Source organism: Herbaspirillum sp. (assembly GCF_035644555.1).
Classification (GTDB): domain Bacteria; phylum Pseudomonadota; class Gammaproteobacteria; order Burkholderiales; family Burkholderiaceae_D; genus Herbaspirillum.
The window spans coordinates 1-19,400 of record NZ_DASQOH010000070.1 but is presented as its reverse complement, the minus strand read 5'-3'; the positions used below and the strand labels follow the sequence as shown (position 1 = coordinate 19,400).

The following is a 19,400-nucleotide window of genomic DNA, read 5'->3' as shown; positions in this document are numbered from 1 at the left end:
GCGGCGCCATCTCGGGGATAGACGGCTTGAACAAACTGCGCGAAATCGAATGCTTCATTGCCGTGGCCGAGCTGGGCAGTTTCGTCAAGGCCGCCGATGCGCTGGGCATCTCCAAGGCGGCCGTCTCGCGCACCGTACTTGAACTGGAAGCCCGCCTGGGCTCCCGCCTCATGCAACGGACCACGCGCCGGCTCTCGCTCACCGAAGCGGGCAGCCTCTACCTCGAACGCTGCAAGCAGATCGTGGCCGACCTCGAAGCCGCCGACGAGTTGCTCTCGGCCGGCGCCGCCAAGCCGGCCGGCCTGTTGCGCATCAATGCGCCGGTCACCTTCGGCGTGCTGCACCTGGCGCCACTCTGGCCGATGTTCCTGGAGCGTTACCCTGAGGTGGAGCTGGATATCACCCTCTCGGACCGCATCGTCGACATCATCGACGAAGGCTACGACCTCGCCATCCGCATCGCCCGGCTGGCCGATTCCACCCTGATCCACCGCAAGCTCACCAGCACCAGCCTGCCGATCTGCGCCTCGCCTGCCTATCTGGAAAAGCACGGCACTCCGAGCCATCCGCATGACCTGGCGCGGCACCACGTGATCAGCTACAGCTACAACCAGGGTCGGGACGAATGGCAGTTCAGTGGCCCGGACGGACCGGTCAGCGTACGCGTACATTCGCGCATGCACGCCAACAATGGCGACAGCTGCGTGCAGGCCGCGCTGGGCGGCGTGGGCATCACGCGCCAGCCCACCTTCATGATCGACCAGTACCTGCGCAGCGGCCAACTGGTCCCCATCCTCACCGATTTCGGCATTCCCTCGCTGGGCATCTACGCGGTCTATCCCAGCCGCGCCCATCTGCCCGCCAAGGTCAGGGCGATGCTGGATTTCCTGGCGGACGCATTCGCCCAGGTGCACTGGGATCATTGACGCCACCGGCGATCAGTCCGCCTCCCATCTCCTGCAGCCACGCTCCCACCTGCTGGCTTGAACGCCATCGGCGCATAAATTTCATCTTTCCCCCTCAAGGTCTGAGCGCTCGTGTTGAAAGGAGCGCCAGGCCTTGTCTGGTCTATGGCTTGATCAATATCAAGGATGCCGACTCGCTTTTATGAATGAAAAAGCAGACTGGCGCGGTGTTGACAGTTATTTTGCGATCACTCAAAGTGACCATATTACAGACGCATTGTTCACTATATGGACAATGCGAGACAAATCCCTACCTGGAGATCCCATGAGCACTTCCATGCCGGCCGACCTGAAGATGAAGCCCTATCAATTCCCCAACCCCAAGGAAGCCCCGCTGGAAATCGTGGTCAACCCGGCCATTCCAGAGGATGAACGGGTCTGGGTGCCGCAGGCGGAAAACGTCTGGTTCCGCCCGCTCTGCCTGAATGTGTCGCAGGGCTACTGGACCAACCTGCTGCGCGTGCGCAAGTCCGGCGTACTCTCCCGTCACCGCCATCCGGCGCCCGTACACGGCATGGTGCTCAAGGGGAAATGGCGCTACCTGGAGCATGACTGGATCGCTGAACAGGGCAGCTACGTCTTCGAACCACCCGGCGAGACCCACACCCTCTACGTACCGGAAGACGTGGAAGAAATGATCACCTACTTCCACATCACCGGCGTGATGTTCTACTGCGACCCCTGGGGCAAGTTCGAAGGTTATGAAGATGTCTTCACCAAGCTCGACATGTGCCGCAAGCATTACGAAGCCGTCGGGCTGGGCAGCGACTACGTCGACCGCTTCGTGCGTTGAGGGCGGAGCGCATGCATTACGACACTGCGAACTACGATTTCCGTGACTGCGTGGCCGTGGTCACCGGCGGCCATGGCGGTATCGGTGCGGCCATCGCGGCGCGCCTGGCTACTGCCGGCGCACGCGTGGTGGTGTGGGACCTGCACCAGGCTCCCAGCTCCCCCTACCTGCAGCAACAGGTGGACATCACCGATGCGGGCTCGGTCGAGGACGCCGTTCATCAGTTGCTGGTCGAGACCGGCCGCATCGACTTCCTGATCAACAATGCCGGCTATGCCGGCCCCACCGTGCCTCTGGACGAATATGACGTGGGCGAATGGCATCGCATCGTGCAGGTCAACCTGCTGGGCGTGTTCCACGCCTGCCGCAGCGTGGTCCCGGCCATGCGCGCGGCCGGGCGCGGGCGCATCGTCAACATCGCCTCGCTGGCCGGCAAGGAGGGCACGCCCAATGCGTCGGCCTACAGCGCCGCCAAGGCCGGCGTGCTGGCCCTGACCAAGTCGCTCGGCAAGGAACTGGCAGAGACCGGCATCCTGGTCAATGCCATCGCCCCGGCCGCGGTCAAGACCGCGCTGCTGGAGCAGATGTCGCCGGCCCACGTCCAGACCATGATCGCCAAGAGTCCCATGCATCGGCTGGGCAGCGTGGAAGAAGTGGCCGAGATGAGCGCCTGGCTGTGCTCGGGCTCGTGCAGCTTCAATACCGGCGCGGTGTTCGACCTCTCCGGAGGCCGCGCCACCTACTGAACACAGTAGCAAGGAGCAGAACCGCAGAATCATCCGGGCAAGCGAGGATCACGGCCAGGGGCGATGCAGACATCACCCCGGCCGTGCCGGAGCAGTAGCAGGGACGGCATCCACAACGTCCTCAAGACCGCGTCCTCGCATGACGCTTTCGCCATGTCACCGACAGAGAGTGCCGCAACAGACGGCGCCGGCAGGAAGCACGCCAATGGCATTGACTCATTCACTCTGGAGACGTAACCCATGGAAGTCCAAAAGGAAAAGAGCCCCCGGCTCAAACGCATACAGGTGGTCGCGCTGACCTTCCTGATGATGGCAGGCATCGTCAACTATCTTGACCGCAGTACGCTATCCATCGCCAATCATTCGGTGAGCCAGGAACTGAACCTCAGCGCCTCGCAGATGGGCCTGCTGCTGTCGGCCTTCTCGCTGGCCTACGCCTTCTCGCAATTGCCCATCGGCGCCATGCTGGACAAGTTCGGCGCCCGCGTGATGCTGGGCGCCGGCATGTTCGTCTGGTCGCTGGCGCAGCTGGCCGGCGGCTTCGTCAACACCCTGCAGCAATTCCTGGTGGCCCGCGTGTTCCTGGGCCTGGGCGAGGCACCGCAATTCCCGGCCGGGGCCAAGGTGGTCTCGGAATGGTTCGCCATGCGCGAACGCGGCGGACCGACCGGCATCTTCGTGGCCTCCTCCACCATCGGCCCGGCCCTGGCGCCGCCCATCCTCACCATCCTGATGCTGTCCTTCGGCTGGCGCATGATGTTCGTCATCATGGGCGTACTGGGCATCGCGGTGTCGGTGGGCTGGTATCTGTTCTACCGCAATCGCAACGAGGTCGAGCTGACCCCGTCCGAGGTGCTGTACCTGGCCGACGACCACGACACCGATCCCAATGCCAACGCCAAGCTGACCTGGAGCGAGTGGAAGAGCCTCTTCAAGTACCGCACCACCTGGGGCATGCTGTTCGGCTTCATGGGCGTGATCTACATGGTCTGGCTGTACCTGACCTGGCTGCCGGCGTATCTGGAACATGAGCGTCACCTATCTATCGCACGTACCGGCTGGGTGGTGGTCATCCCCTACATCTTCGGCACCCTCGGCATGCTGTCCTCGGGCTATATCGCCGATGGCCTGATGAAGCGCGGCATGCCTGCGATTCGCAGCCGCAAGTGGCCGATCTGTGCCGGTCTGATCGGCGCCGGTGCCTTCACCATCCCGGCCGCCTACACCCCCAGCACCACCATGGCGATCGTCTATATCTCGCTGGCCATGGCCTTCGTGAACATGGCCTCGGGCGGTGCCTGGGCACTGGTGTCGGTGGCCATTCCGCGCCGTCTGGTGGCCTCGCTGGGCAGCATGCAGAACTTCGGCGGCTACCTCGGTGGTTCGCTGGCGCCGGTCATCACCGGGGTGGTGGTGGACCAGACCCACTCCTTCGTCAACGCCCTGCTGATCAGTGCGGCGGTGGCCTTTGCAGCAGCGCTGGTGTACATGTTCGTGGTCGACAAGCCCATCGAATCGCACGCCTGATCACCCTCTACGCAGTCGCCTGACCCGATGCCGCCACCCATGGGTAGCGGCATCCAGCCAGTCCCCTGCCACTCTCGCTATCCACAAGGAAAACCATGAGCTTCATTCCCGATCTTCTGCAGGGCAAGACCGCCCTCGTCACCGGCGGCACCCAGGGCATAGGCGGCGCCGTCGCACGCCAGCTGGCAGCACTCGGAGCCCGCGTCATCGCCGCCGGATTGCCACCCTTCGCCCATGAGGAATTCGCCGGCACCGACATCACCCTGGTGGAAATGAACGTGGCCAGCGAAGAGAGCGTACGCGCTGCTCTCTCCGACCTCAAGCAACTGGACATCGTGGTCAACTGCGCCGGCATCATCAAGCGCGGCGCGGAACTGGAGACCGAAGTCTTCGAACAGGTGATCGCCGTCAACCTCACCGGCACCATGCGCGTGTGCGCGGCTTCCCGCGAATTACTACGACAGTCCGGCGGCTGCATCGTCAACACGGCCTCCATGCTCAGCTTCTTCGGTGGCGGCCTGGTCCCCGGCTATAGCGCCAGCAAGGGTGGCGTGGCGCAGTTGACCAAATCACTGGCCATTGCCTATGCGGCCGACGGCATCCGCGTCAATGCGGTCGCGCCGGGCTGGATCGCCACCCCGCTCACCCAGGCCCTGCAGGACGACCCGACCCGCGCCGGCCCGATCCTGGCGCGCACGCCCTTGAACCGCTGGGGCCGCCCGGAAGACATCGGCAATGTCGTGGCCTTCCTCTGCTCACCCGCCGCCTCCTTCATGACCGGCACCATCATCCCGGTCGACGGCGGCTATCTGATTGCCTGATCACCCCATGCCATGCATGCCTTTTCCCGCGTCCGCTGCTCCAGGCGGCGCGGGCTTTTTTACGCTGGGGCGCTACCAGGCTCCGCTATAATCTGCCGGCTCCCGATTTCGCTCCTGTCTCCTTAAGCCTGCGCCCATGCCAGACCACGACAAACATCCCGACGACCCGAACAAGATTGCCGGCACCGCCGCCTTCTCCAAGTTCGTCGCCGTGCTGCAATTGATCGCCGACCAGGACGCGCCCCTGAACATCGCGCAGCTGGCGGCGCTGTCGGGCTATCCGCGCCCTACCGTCTATCGCATCCTGGCCGCCTTGATGGCTGAGGGCATGGTGGTGGAAAACCCGCGCAGCAAACAGTTCGAGGTGGGGCCGCGCCTGATCAACCTGGCCAGCCGCGCCTGGGACCGCAGCGATATCCGCACCACTGCCATCGAACCGCTGCGCCAGTTGCGCGACATCACCCGCGAAACCATCCACCTGGCCGTCCCCAGCGACGTCAGCATGGTCTACATCGAGAAACTGGAAAGCCCGCAAGCCGTGCGCATGGCCTCGCGCATCGGCACCCGCGTGACGCTCTATTCGAGTTCGGTGGGCAAGGCCTATCTGGCCGGCCTGGAAGAATCGCGCCGCGAAAACCTGATGCGTACGCTGCAGATGGAGCCCTTCACCGAGCACACCCACACCGATCTGTCGGCTCTGCGCCAGGACCTGGAACAGACCCGCGCCCGCGGCTATGCCGAAGACCGCGAAGAGAACGAAGCCCAGATCTTCTGCTACGGTGCCGCCATCGTCGGCGCCGACGGCTTGCCGGTGGCCTGCGTGAGCGTGAGCATCCCGCTGTTCCGGCGCCTGCCCGATCCACAGCAGGCCTATGTGACACCGTTGCTGCAAGCCTGCGCCACCATCTCGCGCAAGCTGGCCGGACCGGGCTGAAGCCGGTCCGGCCTTCAGCTCAAGGCCGCATCGAGCACTGAACATCAGGCCTCGGGCGGCAGTTCAACCTTGTAGATTTCCTTGCCGTCGGTATTGTGCAGCGTCACGGTAAGCGTCTTCGATTTCGCATCGATCTTGCCGATACCGAAGAACTGCAGCAGCTCCGCCGGCGAGCGGTTCTGCTTCATGTCCGCCGGAATGCTCACGAAACGCACATCCGGACCGAAGGTGCGATCGATCTCGCCCGGACCGAAGGTACCGGCGTTGATCGGACCGCCGACGAATTCCCAGAAAGGCTTGAAGTCGGTGAACTGCGCGCGCTCGGGTGCATAGTGGGTGGCCGAGGCATAGTGCACATCGGCCGTCACCCACACCACGTTCTTGATGTCGTGCTGCTTGATGAAGCGCAGCAGCTCCGCCACCTCCAGCTCACGCCCCGAGGGCTTGCCATTGTCGGCATTGGCCCAGGCCTCGAAGGTGCCGGGCGGCACATCGACATTGAGGTCCGGCACCACGATGGACAAGGGCATGTCGCTGGCGATCAGTTTCCAGGTCGAGCGTGAGCGCAGTAGCGCCTGCTTGATCCAGCGCATCTGCTCCGGCCCGAGAAACTCGGCATCATGACCGCCGCGCTGGCGATTGGGCGAATTGCGGCCGCGATAGCTGCGCTCGTCCAGCATGAACACCTCCAGCAGCGGGCCGTGATTGAAGGCGCGATAGATGCGGAAAGGATCGGCCTGGTCGATGCGGAAGGGATTGTGTTCGAACATGGCCTGGCGCGCACGGGCCGCCAGCACATCGATGTTGCGCTCGTCGTAGCGCTTTTCCCGGGCGCCGATCACCTGGCCCGGATACCAGTTGTTGCGCACCTCGTGGTCGTCCCACTGCACCAGGAACGGCACCTCGGCGGCGAAGCGGCGCTTGCTGGCATCCAGCATGTTGTAGGCGAAGTTGCCGCGATAATCGTCCAGCGTCTGCGCCACCTTGGACTTGGCCTCGGTCACCACGTTGCGCCACAGGCTGCCATCGTCCAGCTTCACCTCGGCCTGGATCGGACCGTCCGCATAGATCTGGTCGCCCGAATGGATGAAGAAGTCAGGACGGAAGCGGCGCATGCTCTCGTACACCCGGTAGCCACCCCATTGCTCGTTGATGCCCCAGCCCTGGCCGGCTTCGTCCCCCGAGAAGGCGAAGGTGATGTCACGTGCCTGCCCGCGCGCCGCAGCCGGCACCATCAGGCTGCCGGTCAGCGGCTCGCTCAGGGCCGACTCATGCACCAGGTCCTGGAAACGCACGCGGTAATACACCCGCTGCCCTGCCGGCAAACCCCGCAGGTCCAGTCGGGCGGTGTAGTCGTCCCGCGCCAGCGCGGTGGGGCCGGCGATGCGTACCGCATCGGCGAAGTTCTCGCTGGTGGAATATTCAACCAGCATGCGCGCATTGCGATCGGCGCGCGCCCAGACGATGGCGCTATCGCGGGTGACATCGCCGCTCATGATTCCACCCGGGAACTGCGGGCGCAGACGCTCGGAGGTGACGATGGCCGGCGCGGCAGCCAGGCTGGCGGGGCTGGCGATGACGGCCGCTGTCCCCGCGGCGGTAAGGGCGGTATCGCGCAGGAAGCGACGACGGCGGGTATCGGCTGGCGAATTCTGGTCTGGCATGGCAACTCCTGAGGGTGAGGGAAAAGAAGGGAGTTGCAATTTAGCAATCGCGTATGACCGTTCCATGAAAGCACGATGACCGATGCTGACCGGATCCCCCAAAACGGCCAAATGACGTGATTTTCAAGAAAAATTCGAGCCTCGCGGCCTTCGCACCAAAACAAGCCACCCCATCGTACCACCTGCCCATATCGCACAATTTTCGTGCGTATCACAATCTGACAAGCACCTGACGCACCTGGAAAGTCCTTTTTAATCAAGCCACTGCAAAATAATCACCAAAATGGAACGAAAATTGCATCAGTCCGGGCTTTCGATTCTTTCCTTGCACAATTTTCGGGAGATTTTCTGGTGGACGATCACAAAAACGGCGCAGACGCCCTCTTCATCCTGCTGGGGGCGATCATGATCCTGGCCATGCATGCCGGCTTCGCCTTCCTGGAACTGGGGACGGTGCGCAAGAAGAACCAGGTCAATGCCCTGGTGAAGATCCTGGCCGACTTCGCGGTCTCGACCATCGTCTATTTCTTCATCGGCTACTACGTCGCCTACGGTGTGAGCTTCTTCGCCGGTGCCGAAACCCTGGCCGAGCGCAGCGGCTTCGAACTGGTGAAGTTCTTCTTCCTGCTGACCTTCGCCGCCGCCATCCCGGCCATCATCTCGGGCGGCATCGCCGAGCGCTCCAAATTCAACCCGCAACTGCTGGCCACCGCCGTACTGGTCGGCCTGGTCTATCCCTTCTTCGAGGGCATCGCCTGGAACCAGCACTTCGGCGTACAGGCCTGGCTGGCAGCCACCTTCGGCGCCGAATTCCACGACTTCGCCGGTTCCATCGTGGTCCACGCCGTCGGCGGCTGGATCGCCTTGCCCGCCGTGCTGCTGCTGGGTGCGCGCCGCGGCCGTTACAGCAAGGAAGGCGCGGTCGCCGCCCATCCTCCCTCCAACATTCCCTTCCTGGCACTGGGCGCATGGATCCTGACGGTGGGCTGGTTCGGCTTCAACGTGATGAGCGCGCAGACCCTGGACAAGATGAACGGCCTGGTCGCGATGAATTCCCTCATGGCCATGGCCGGTGGCACCCTGGTCGCACTGCTGATGGGCCGCAACGACCCCGGCTTCGCCTACAACGGCCCGCTGGCCGGCCTGGTGGCGGTATGTGCCGGCTCCGACCTGATGCACCCGCTGGGCGCGCTGGTCACCGGCGGCATCGCCGGCGCCATCTTCGTGTGGATGTTCACCCGTACCCAGAACAAATGGAAGATCGACGACGTGCTGGGTGTCTGGCCCCTGCATGGCCTATGCGGCCTGTGGGGCGGCCTGGCCGCCGGCATCTTCGGACTGCAGGCGCTGGGTGGACGCGGTGGCGTATCCTTCATGTCGCAACTGGTGGGCAGCGTGATGGGCATCGCCATCGCGGCAGTCGGCGGATGGATCGTGTACGGCCTGCTGAAGAAGACGGTCGGCATCCGCCTTGATCCTGAACAGGAATTCGAAGGCGCCGATCTGGCGATCCACAAGATTTCGTCGACGGCGGAGCGGGAGACCAGCTGGTAGAGCGCTGCCCATTGACAATAAGTCTGTCGGCCCCCTTGCTGCTGTGCCGAAAATGCTGGCGCAAAATAGACCGGCTTACCGGGCAGAAGCCGGCGCCGATCCAGGTTTTCCCTTGTTGATTTTCTCGAAAACTCGACCGTCGCCACTTGTCCCGACTTGCCTTGCTTGTGGAAGCAGGCCTGCGTCAAGGGAGGAACCCGGTAAGCGAGGTGCCTGGTGGAACTCTCGGTTTAGCGAATCCGAAGAACGTCATCGATCGCAGCAATCAGGATGTCGCAGTGATCGGAAGAGAACTGAAGGGGTGGCCGGATCTTCAGGATATTGCCGTCCGGGCCGCAGGTGCTGATCAAGACACGCCGCTGCCTCAGTTCATTGACCACATCGAGTGCCATTCCGGTATCGCCGTGTTTGCTGCCAGGCCGCACAAACTCAACGGCTGCATAAAGGCCAATTGCGCGGATGTCACCAACAGATTGATGCCGCGCTTTCAACTGCTGCAATCCTCGTTTCAGATACGCCCCCGTTTTCTTGGCATTGCTGATCAGGCCCTCCGATTCGATTACGTCCAGCACAGCGGATGCAGCAGCGCAGCAGACCGTATTTCCGCCGAAGGTATTGAAGTAACCCGAACGGTCGGTGAAGGCCTGCATAATATCTGCGGTGGTCACGACGGCGGCGATAGGCATGCCATTGCCCATGGGTTTTCCCATCACGACGATGTCAGGGAGAATTCCGTGGCGCTCAAATCCCCACATACCTTCTCCGGTCCTGCCGAAGCCTGGCTGCACTTCATCGGCAACGAAGACGCCACCAGCCCTTTTTACGGTGGCAACGGCTTCCATGAGGAATCCTGGCGGGTCGACAAACAGGCCATCACTGGAGAATACGGTATCCACAATGAGTCCTGCGAACTTGATACCGCGGCGCTCCATGTCAGCGATCGCCGTGGCCACGTCCTGCGCGAATTTGACGCCAACAGGCTCATCCTGCCGATATCCATCGGGGGCATCGACCAGCTGTACGTTGATGCCAATGGGGACGCCCGGGCCGAATGCCGGCGTAATTTCAGCAACGGCTGTCGAATGCCCATGATAGGCAAAGCGGGTCACGATGAAGCCACTTCCCCCCGTGTAGAGACGAGCCAAGCGCATTGCGAGGTCTACGCTTTCTGTACCGCTGCTCGTGAAGAGCACTTTGGAAAGCTCACGCGGGAACGTGTCGATAAGTCGTTCCGCGTAGGATGTGACGACATCGGAAAGATAACGCGTGTGGGTGTTGAGGGTGGCCACCTGCCTGGACACTGCCTCGACGACATGGGGATGGCAGTGGCCAACCGAGGGAACGTTATTGTAAGCGTCCAGGTATTCGAGCCCATCCTGGTCACGTAACCAGACGCCGGACGCGCTGACGAAATGCACGGGATCGCGATAGAACAAAGGAACGCCATCGCCAAAGGTGTTACGCCGGCGCTCGATCAGGGCGCGAGTCGCGGGGGCGGTGGTACTGCCTGATTGCGGATTGAAAGCGTTCAAGGCAAGCATGCCATCGGCGTGAGTCATGGTCTCTCCAGTACAAGATGATTCGGCACGGGAATGGTGCTCGCGAAGATGCCTGCCCGTCTTGACCACCGACGACATTTCCTTGATAGCAGAAGACGCCCTTCCGGGGAAACGCAAGGCCTGTGTGCAGCTTGATATCCACGGTCAACGATTTGTGTTGCGATGTCAAACGAACTGTTCGGTGCTGGCGTGAAGATGTAGGCAACGCTACTCGGAACCTCTTTATGACCCTCGCACCTACCGAATCCCATCTTTCCTACATTGCGGCTCTTCAAGAACTGGCCCGCTCAGCGCTTCCGAGATATGGATTCTCATCCAATGTGCAGGTGGCGCTGCTGAGCCATTCGGAGAACACGGTATTCCGGCTCGACAATCCGAAGACCGGGTGGCGCGCTGTGATGCGTGTGCATCGCGCCAACTATCAGACCCCCAACGCGATCCAGTCAGAACTGGACTGGATGACGGCATTGAACGAAGCGGACATTGCCACTCCCCAACCCTTGCGTACGCTCGATGGCGAATCGCTGATCCAGGTGGAAACAGCCGATGCCGGCAAGAGGATGATCGCCGCCTTCGCCTGGGTCGAAGGCGACTTTCCGGACGAGAGCAACCTGCCGCCTTCACTTCAGACATTAGGCGAATTGAGCGCAAGAATGCATCGGCAGTCACGCCAGTGGCAGCGCCCAAGCTATTTCGAACGCCATACCTGGAGTCTTAACGACACGGTGGGCGAAAATGGCCGTTGGGGCCGTTGGCGAGATGCTCCCTGGCTCCACAGGGCAAAGATCAACGTGCTCGAGCAGGCGCGAGATTTGATGAGCTTGCGGCTGGCTTCGTTCGGGAAGTCGCCGGACAAATACGGGCTGATTCACGCTGACCTGCGTATCGCGAACCTCTTGGTCAAGAAAGATCGTACTACCATCATCGACTTCGATGACTGCGGCATCGGCTGGTTCTTGCATGATATGGCGACGACGCTGAGCTTCATCGAACATCGTCCCGACCGCCGCGAACTGATGCTGCGCTGGGCGGAGGGATATGCACGCCATGGGGCGCTGACGCAAGCCGACATCGAGGAATTCCCGACCTTCCTGATGCAGCGCCGGCTGCAACTGTTGGCCTGGATGGCCTCACACAGCGAAACCGAACTGGCACAAAGCCTGGGCGAGCGCTGGGTGGCAGCTACTGCCGACCTGGCAACGGACTATCTGCGCCAAATGGGCTAATGGTCTGAAAATTGCTAGTAGGGTCGGGAAATTATTTACCATGAAAATGGAGTCCGACCATGCCCAGTGCGCCGCGTGTATCTCCTAATGCCGACCGTCAGTCCCGCATTCTTTCTGCAGCAGCAACGGGCCTGCTTGAATTCATCCAGAGCGAAGGCGGCGACCCTGAGCGCATCCTCGGCGCAGCGGGCGCTGACTGCAATGCAATCGAGCAGCCGACCGCGACCTTGAGCCTCGATATCTATTGCAATGCGATGGAGCAAGCCGCACGTCAGACCCAAAACGAGCACTTCGGATTGCGCTTTGGCCAACAATTCATGCCCACAGGGCTCGGCATGCTGGGCTATCTCGGGTTGACCTCTCCCACGGTAGGCGAGGCCCTGCGCAACATGGGCGCGATGTTCCATCATCATCAGCAGCGTTCTCATCTGGGCGTGACTCAGGCGGGCGGCCTAGCTTACGTTGAATACCGCATCACCGACCCTCTGGTCATGCAGCGACGCCAAGATGCCGAGTTATCCATCGGGATGTTCTTCAACGTCCTCAGGCAGGCCTTGGGGCAGCAGTGGAGTCCGCTGGAAATCCGTTTCGAACATGGTGCGCTGCACGGCAATGAGGAGCACGAGCACATTTTTGGTGCTCCGGTCCAGTTCTCCCAGGCGACCAATGCCATCGTGCTTCGAGAGAACGATCTAAATGCTCCGATGCCTGGAGCAGATGCGCACCTGCATAGCCTGATGCGCAACAATCTCCGCCAGTTGGGACTGACAGCGGCAACAGCGGAAACCCTGGTGGACAAGGTTCGCGCCGCGATCCGCTTGCGCCTGGGTGACAGCGAACCGACGCTTGAAGAGATTGCGAGCGCACTGGGGATGGCGAACTGGACGCTGCAACGCAGATTGCGCACGGCCGGCCTGACGTATCAGGAGGTCCTCCTCGATGTGCGCAAGAACACAGCGCTCGAATATCTGAAGGACCCTGCTCTGCAGATTTCAGAACTGTCATTCCTTCTCGGCTATTCAGAAATCAGTGCGTTCTCGCGGGCCTTTCAACGCTGGCACGGAATTTCCCCGACCGAATGGCGGCGCCAGCATCTGGGTGGAAGCCTGCGGATTCAGTGAGGTTGCCATCCGGCAGCGGTTTCAGCGACGGCCTCCTCGGGGGCCGTTTCTTATTGTCGTTGACTATCAAGAAGCTGTGTTTCCGGGTCAAACGAAAAATCAGGTCGAGGCCGCAAGATACTGAAGCGATAAAGCGGAAGTCTTATTTTTTTCCTCCAGCTCGTCATTCAGAAGCTCTTGCCAACCCATTGATAGGGACCTACCGTGCAACCACAACTTAGCAAACAACGCCAGGTCATCGCCGCAATTGTGGGCAATGCCCTCGAGTGGTACGACTTCATTGTCTATGGTTTTTTCTCGGCCATTATCGCTCGCCTGTTCTTCCCGGCAGACAACGAATACACCTCGTTGCTGGTCGCCCTTGCGACCTTCGGCATCGGATTCTTCATGCGCCCCGTGGGCGGTGTCCTGCTCGGTCTTTACGCCGACCGTAAAGGCCGCAAGGCGGCAATGCAGGTCATCATCGTGCTGATGACCCTGGCCATCGCAATCATTGCCTTTACGCCTACCTACGCAACTATCGGCATTGCAGCACCCATCATGATCGTCATCGCGCGCATGCTACAGGGGTTCGCAACGGGCGGTGAATACTCCAGTTCGACCGCATTTCTGGTCGAGAGCGCGCCCGCCCACAAGCGCGGCCTGTATGGTTCGTGGCAACTCGTCGGTCAGTGTCTCGCGGTCTTCTGTGGTGCAGGCATGGGCGCTCTGATAACGCGCAATCTATCGCCGGAGGCTCTGAACAGCTGGGGATGGCGACTGCCGTTCGTGATTGGCCTGCTCATCGGTCCAGTGGGTCTCTGGATTCGCCGCCACATGCATGAAACGGACGATTTCCTGGAAAGCGCCAACAAGCCCAACGCTGCTCCCATCAAGTTGCTCGATGTGGTGAAGACCAACATGCGTGGCGTGCTGGTATCGATGGGGCAGGTCATCAACGGTACCGTGGCCTTCTACGTCGTCCTGGTGAACATGCCGACGTTCGCCAACAAGCAACTGGGGCTCCCGCTCGACCAGGCGTTCATGGTACAGATGATTGCCGTGGCGTTGCTCACGCTCATCATCCCATTTGCCGGCGCACTGTCGGACCGCATTGGTCGTCGGACCGTCCTGCTCTATAGCTCCCTGGCGTTCCTCTTGATTGTGTATCCTCTGTTCGTTTGGGTTTCCGCGGCCCCCAGCCTGACCCGTCTGCTGGTGATGCAGGTGCTTCTGTGCATCATGATTGGCGCAAATTTTGGTCCGATGCCAACCGCCTTGTCCGAGCAATTCCCGACGCGGGTGCGTTCCACCGGCCTGGCGGTCGCCTACAATCTGGCAGCGATGCTGTTCGGTGGTTTTGCTCCGTTCATCGTGACATGGCTTACCAAGGTCTCGGGCTCACCGGTGGCGCCCGCCTGGTATGTGCTTTTCGCCGCCTGTATCGGTGTTGCCGCAGCCTGGGCGATGCGTGACCAAAGCCCCGCTGCGCAGAACCGGCAGACTGAAGTCTTCGCTGGAATTGGAGAGGTCAAGTGACAGAAGCAAAGCGTTCGCAAGCGATTCAAGGAGCAGAAAAGATGCACCCATTGGTCACGCTCGATGCACTGGCGCTGTCCGCTGCAGTTCGCAGCAAGGAGGTTTCTTGCCGTGAAGTCATGCAAGCGTATCTGGAACATATCGCGCAGATGAATCCGCATGTGAACGCTATCGTTTCGCTGCGTCCAGCCGATGAGCTGCTCGACGAAGCAAAGCGCGCTGACCAGTTGCTTGCACGGGGTACGTATCTGGGATGGATGCACGGCATGCCCCAGGCACCGAAGGACCTCGCATCGTGTAGAGGACTTCCCACCAGCAAAGGCTCCCCCTTGTCATCCATGGAGCCTGCCCTGGGCGACGCAACTTGCATCGCCCGGGTTCGTGACGCTGGTGCCATCTTCATAGGAAAGACCAATGTCTCCGAATTCGGGCTCGGCTCAAACAGCTACAACCCGGTGTTCGGCGTGACCAGGAATGCCTATGACTCCTCACGCATTGCTGGCGGCAGCAGCGGTGGTGCCGCTGCCGCGCTGGCGATGCGTATGCTGCCAGTCGCCGACGGTAGCGACATGATGGGTTCCCTGAGGAATCCGGCGGCGTTCAACAACGTCTATGGTTTCAGGCCAACTCAGGGTCGGGTCCCTTACGGTTCAGGCGGCGAACTCTTCCTGCAGCAACTAAGCACAGAGGGGCCAATGGGCCGAACTGTCGCCGATGTCGCCCGACTCTTCGCCACCCAGGCAGGATATGACAGCAGCTGCCCCCTTTCCGGCGACACGGATGTCACTGGCGATGCGGAGCAACTGAAGCGGGATTTCAAAGGCGCCAGAATTGGCTGGCTCGGAAACTACGATGGTTATCTGCCGATAGAAGAGGAAGTCATGGCGCTGTGCGAGGCAGCGCTATCGGACTTTGCAGATCTCGGTTGTGCGGTAGAGCAATGCCAACCCGACTATCCGATGGAAAAGCTCTGGGAAACCTGGCTTGTTCATCGGCACTGGCTGGTGGGCGGCAACCTGAGCCCTTATTTTTCCGATCCGGTGCAACGCGCCCTGCTCAAGCCCGAAGCGCAATGGGAAGTGGAGTCGGGTCTCAACTTGAAGGCCGACGATATCTTCCGTGCATCCCTGGCGCGTAGCGACTGGTACCGTGCAATCCACAAGCTCTTCGAGCAATTTGACTACCTGCTCTTGCCCAGCGCCCAGATGTTTCCGTTCGACGCAGCGACCAAATGGCCGCGAAGCGTTGCCGGTCGTGAAATGGATACCTACCATCGCTGGATGGAGGTGGTCATTGGGCCGACACTTGCAGGATTGCCCGTCATGAGCGTACCCGTCGGTTTTGGGAAGAATGGTCTTCCGATGGGAATGCAAATCATCGGTCCAGCCAGAGACGATCTCGGTGTCTTGCAACTGGCACATGCACTGGAAGGCCTACGCTCGTGGGTCTCACAAACGCCGTTGACTGTCGTGGAAACATTGAACCGATAAATGTTCTTGACCGCTGGTTGAGTCGTGCGCAGTCATTCTCCGCCTTTTCGGCGGCCTCAACAGCCGCCTTTTCTCAGACCTGCAAGCACAGCTGAGGGGAAAGCAGGACGGTACCCCTCTGCGCAAACGCCTTGCTGAGCGATGGTGGAGCCGTACTCGCCCGCGCTACAATGTCCGGGCAACGGTACTGCGATTGGGAACTGGCCTGCCACCAGCATCGGCGAATTTCAATCCTTGCACAATGCCCGGAAGCTCCAGCAGCTCCCGGGACATGGCTCACCGATGTCAGCTTCGGCCAGAAGCGGGCTGCCCTCTCACAGAATCAGTCGCATGCCGTCGCCCATCACCTGCGCTTTTCAGCCAGGGATTGCAGACGCTCGTCACCGATGCCATCGTAGCGCCACCCTACGCCCAGAGGTGGAAGACAGCACCCAACAGGACCATTCAAGCGTGCGCCGGCTCGCGAATGGTCAGGATGGTGATGAAGCACAGCACCGAGCACACCGCCAGAAACACCCAGACATAGCTCCAGCTGTAGTTGTCCAGCAAGAGACCGGCGATCAGCGGCGCGCAGGCGCCACCCAGCTGGCCCAGTGTGTTGACCATGGCACTGGCCATCGGGTAGACCTTGCGCGAGGTCATGCCCATCGGATAGACCATGTAGGTGGAATAGCCGATGTTGAGCAGAATCCCCGTCAGCAGCAGCAGCGCCCCATACAGGAAGGGATCGGCCGGCGAGTTGATGAGGATGACCATCATGATGGTGGTGAAGAACGCCGAAATCAGCATGGCCGGCTTGCGGCGCTTGTCGAGCAGACGGTCGGTCATCATGCCGCCCAGCAGATTGCCGATCACCGCGCCCACCCAGGGGGCTGCGGCCACCATGCCCATGTTGGTGACGGAATAGCCCTTGACGCTGATCAGGTAGGTGGGAATCCAGGCCAGCAGGACGTTCATGATCGCAGTCATGAAGAAATAGCCCAGCGCCGCACCCATGATGTTCCATGAACGGAAGATGTCCCGGTTGGTATCGACGGTGGCGACCTTGCTCGTGCGGATCAGGCGATCCAGCAGGGCGAAGTCGCGCTTGCGGGCGGGAGCCTGCGTGGTGCTGCCGGCGACATGATTGTCATTGATGTGTTGTAGTTCTTCCTCGGACACATGCGGGCTTTCCGAGGGCCGGTTCTTCACCAGCATCAGCCATACCACCGACAGCACCAGGCCCGGCATGGCGAAGATGTAGAAGATATAGCGCCAGCCCCAGTAATGGATGATGACCGCGCAGACTGGCGGCACCAGCACCGGACCGAACTTGGCGGCCGCCAGGAAGATCCCGGTCATGGTGCCCTTTTCGCGCGCCGGGAACCAGTTGTTGATGGTCGAGGTGATGCCGATGGGCAGCGGTCCTTCGGCCAATCCCAGGCCGAAGCGATAGACCTTGAGCATCAGCAGCGATGAGGCCGTACCGATCAGGCCGGTGAAGACCGAGGTTGCCAGCATGGCCAGCGAAAACACGCGAGGAATGCCAAAGCGGGTGTAGGCCAGCCCGGAAGGCAGCTGCGCAAGGCTGTAGGCGAACAGAAAGATGCTGGCCAGTGCCCCGGCCTCGGTGTTGGACATCACGAATTCCTTGCGCAGGAATGGCAAGGCGACACCCAGGTTGGCACGGTCGGCCGCGGCCACCGTATAGACGATGAAAATCAGTGCGCCGATCACCCATCGGAAATGGCTTTTCGACTTCGTACGTTCAGTGGCTACCGCTTCCATTCAAGTCTCCTTCAGCGATTGAAGCATGTTCTGTTTTTACCTGTCGGCCGGCCACCGGAAACAGCGGGCCGACAGGGAGATGGAGGCCGGTCTTGCGCCGGCTCTCTCCGGTCGATGGCCTATACCAGGCCGTAGTTCTTGAGGATGTCCTGCAGGTTCATTAGCTCGACGGTCGAAGCGCCGTCCTCGATGGCACGTCGCATCTTTTCTTCCTTCTCTTCGCGCGCGATGCTGCTGGCGATGGTCGCCTCGACTTCGTCTTTTGCCACGACTGCCAGGCCGTCGCGGTCACCGACGATGATGTCGCCGGGATGGATGACGACATCGCCGATGACCACCGGAACGTTGACCCGGCCCGGCTGGTGCTTGCCGGTACCCTTGATGGACAGACCGCGGCAAAAGACCGGGAAGCCCAGATCGATGATGGTGTTCGCATCGCGTACGCAACCATTGACCACCAACCCGGCAATACCCCGCTTCATTGCCAGCACGGTCAGCACGTCCCCCCACGGACCGGCTTCCATGAAGGCCTTGGCATCGACCACCAGCACGTCGCCCGGCTTGGCCTGCAGGACCGCGTAGTGCAGCACCAGGTTGTCGCCCGGGCGGGCATCCACCGTCAGGGCCGGACCGGCCAGGCGAGAGGTGGGATCGATCGGTTTCATGCCGTGGTCCAGGGCGCCCTTGGCCCCCTGTGCTTCGTAGACCGTGGCCGAACCGAGCTCACGCAACTGGGTAATCTGTTCTTTGGTGGTCATGATGGATATGTCCTGGGTTGGAAGTTGAAGTCAGGTTGCGTCGCCAGCGGCGAGCAACCAGGTAAGAGCCTGTCCGACGTCGGGGTTGTCCAGCGCCAGCGGGCGCCGCTCCAGCTGTGCCGTGGTGGCATTGAAGCGCGCCTCCACGCCCGGCAGCACCAGCGATGGCAAGCCCTGGCCATCGAGTTCCCGGCGGGCATCGTGGACTTCATGGGCACGGCGTTTGGCGTGGATCACGTGGGTGCGCACCAGCATGTCGATGAAGCTGCGCAGTGGGGTCTCGTCGATATCCTTCAGCTGGTGATACAGCTCTTCGCGCACGCCCTGCTTCTCGGCGCTCATCAGCAGTTCGACCGCCAGGGCCTCCATGCCCTTGGTGAAGATGCTGCGCAGGATCTTCAGCGAAATCGCGGCGCCCGGGCTGGCGCCTTCGATCACCTGCACCCGGCCGCCGGCGGCGCCCAGCACCTCCCTGAAATCGGCCGCCCTGCTGCCGGCAGCCAGCAGCGGGGTCTTTTCCCAGTTGAGCGAAATGGCGCCCATGATGGCTACATCCACGTACTCGAATCCGGCCGCGCGGGCGGTGGCGAAGGCTTGCTTCTTGACCTCGGGGCTGGCGGTGGTCAGATCGGCAAATCCGGTCCCCGGGTCCAGAAACGGTGCCGCCTTTTGGACCACGGCCAGGGCCTGTGCCCCGGTCACGCAGGAAAACACCCACTGTACATTTTCGAAGCAAACGCCTGGCTCCTGGTGTAGCTCCAGGCTCCATTGGCTGGCCAGCTCCCGGGCCGCCGGGGAAGGAAAGGCTTCGCAGAGGGTCAGTTCATACCCAGCTGCATAGAGGGCTTTGGCATAGCAGCGACCAACTTCGCCCATGCCGACGATTGCAATGCGCATCGGTGTCTCCGGTTTGAATATTTTTATGAAGAATACAAAAAAAGTACAATTAAGGCAAAT

General features: G+C 61.4%; 16 protein-coding genes. 11 read left to right on the top strand and 5 right to left on the bottom strand.

Annotated features, from left to right (window positions below; genetic code table 11):
* Positions 1–26: 26 nt before the first annotated feature.
* From VE092_RS19005 to VE092_RS18980, 6 genes are all read left to right on the top strand, one after another.
* Positions 27–926, top strand: a complete 900-nt coding sequence (locus VE092_RS19005) for a LysR family transcriptional regulator (RefSeq protein ID WP_324879481.1) — start codon at positions 27–29, stop codon at positions 924–926.
* A gap of 304 nt (positions 927–1,230) precedes the next feature.
* Positions 1,231–1,758, top strand: coding sequence for a 2,4'-dihydroxyacetophenone dioxygenase family protein (locus tag VE092_RS19000; RefSeq protein ID WP_324879479.1), 528 nt, complete (start codon positions 1,231–1,233; stop codon positions 1,756–1,758).
* A gap of 11 nt (positions 1,759–1,769) precedes the next feature.
* On the top strand, positions 1,770–2,504 hold the full coding sequence (locus tag VE092_RS18995) for an SDR family NAD(P)-dependent oxidoreductase (protein ID WP_324879477.1): 735 nt from the start codon (positions 1,770–1,772) through the stop codon (positions 2,502–2,504).
* A 240-nt stretch (positions 2,505–2,744) separates the two neighbouring features.
* A complete protein-coding gene (locus VE092_RS18990; protein WP_324879475.1) occupies positions 2,745–4,031 on the top strand; it encodes an MFS transporter in 1,287 nt (428 codons plus the stop codon).
* 95 nt (positions 4,032–4,126) lie between these two features.
* Complete coding sequence (locus VE092_RS18985) at positions 4,127–4,852, top strand: SDR family NAD(P)-dependent oxidoreductase (protein ID WP_324879473.1); 726 nt, start codon at positions 4,127–4,129, stop codon at positions 4,850–4,852.
* 136 nt (positions 4,853–4,988) lie between these two features.
* Positions 4,989–5,786 carry an IclR family transcriptional regulator gene (locus tag VE092_RS18980; protein ID WP_324879471.1) on the top strand — a complete coding sequence of 266 codons (798 nt, stop codon included), beginning with the start codon at positions 4,989–4,991 and terminating at the stop codon, positions 5,784–5,786.
* Positions 5,787–5,830: 44 nt separating this feature from the next.
* Here the strand turns inward: VE092_RS18980 and VE092_RS18975 are convergent, their stop codons facing one another.
* Positions 5,831–7,450 (bottom strand): alkaline phosphatase D family protein, encoded by a 1,620-nt coding sequence (locus VE092_RS18975; RefSeq protein WP_324879469.1) that lies wholly within the window; start codon positions 7,448–7,450, stop codon positions 5,831–5,833.
* 351 nt (positions 7,451–7,801) lie between these two features.
* Between VE092_RS18975 and VE092_RS18970 the strand changes: the two genes are divergently transcribed.
* Positions 7,802–9,004 carry an ammonium transporter gene (locus VE092_RS18970; protein ID WP_324879467.1) on the top strand — a complete coding sequence of 401 codons (1,203 nt, stop codon included), beginning with the start codon at positions 7,802–7,804 and terminating at the stop codon, positions 9,002–9,004.
* Positions 9,005–9,234: 230 nt separating this feature from the next.
* On the opposite strand, the gene VE092_RS18965 is transcribed toward VE092_RS18970, so the two are convergent.
* Positions 9,235–10,563, bottom strand: coding sequence for an aspartate aminotransferase family protein (locus VE092_RS18965; protein ID WP_324879465.1), 1,329 nt, complete (start codon positions 10,561–10,563; stop codon positions 9,235–9,237).
* Positions 10,564–10,787: 224 nt separating this feature from the next.
* On the opposite strand from VE092_RS18965, the gene VE092_RS18960 reads away from it, so the two are divergent.
* From VE092_RS18960 to VE092_RS18945, 4 genes are all read left to right on the top strand, one after another.
* Positions 10,788–11,789: a phosphotransferase enzyme family protein gene (locus tag VE092_RS18960; protein ID WP_324879463.1), complete on the top strand. Its 1,002-nt coding sequence runs from the start codon at positions 10,788–10,790 to the stop codon at positions 11,787–11,789.
* A gap of 59 nt (positions 11,790–11,848) precedes the next feature.
* Positions 11,849–12,910 (top strand): AraC-like transcriptional regulator QhpR, encoded by a 1,062-nt coding sequence (qhpR, locus tag VE092_RS18955; protein ID WP_324879461.1) that lies wholly within the window; start codon positions 11,849–11,851, stop codon positions 12,908–12,910.
* A 204-nt stretch (positions 12,911–13,114) separates the two neighbouring features.
* Entirely contained in the window at positions 13,115–14,428 is a 1,314-nt protein-coding gene (locus VE092_RS18950) for a citrate-proton symporter (protein ID WP_324879459.1), read from the top strand.
* A gap of 41 nt (positions 14,429–14,469) precedes the next feature.
* Positions 14,470–15,918: an amidase gene (locus VE092_RS18945; RefSeq protein ID WP_324879457.1), complete on the top strand. Its 1,449-nt coding sequence runs from the start codon at positions 14,470–14,472 to the stop codon at positions 15,916–15,918.
* 444 nt (positions 15,919–16,362) lie between these two features.
* Here the strand turns inward: VE092_RS18945 and VE092_RS18940 are convergent, their stop codons facing one another.
* The 3 genes from VE092_RS18940 to VE092_RS18930 form a co-directional block, all read right to left on the bottom strand.
* The gene (locus VE092_RS18940; protein ID WP_324879455.1) at positions 16,363–17,685 is read right to left on the bottom strand and encodes an MFS transporter; all 1,323 of its coding nucleotides are present in this window, start codon (positions 17,683–17,685) and stop codon (positions 16,363–16,365) included.
* Between the two features lie 119 nt (positions 17,686–17,804).
* A complete protein-coding gene (locus VE092_RS18935) occupies positions 17,805–18,443 on the bottom strand; it encodes a 4-carboxy-4-hydroxy-2-oxoadipate aldolase/oxaloacetate decarboxylase (RefSeq protein WP_324879453.1) in 639 nt (212 codons plus the stop codon).
* Between the two features lie 30 nt (positions 18,444–18,473).
* The gene (locus VE092_RS18930; protein WP_324879451.1) at positions 18,474–19,340 is read right to left on the bottom strand and encodes an NAD(P)-dependent oxidoreductase; all 867 of its coding nucleotides are present in this window, start codon (positions 19,338–19,340) and stop codon (positions 18,474–18,476) included.
* Positions 19,341–19,400 lie beyond the last annotated feature (60 nt).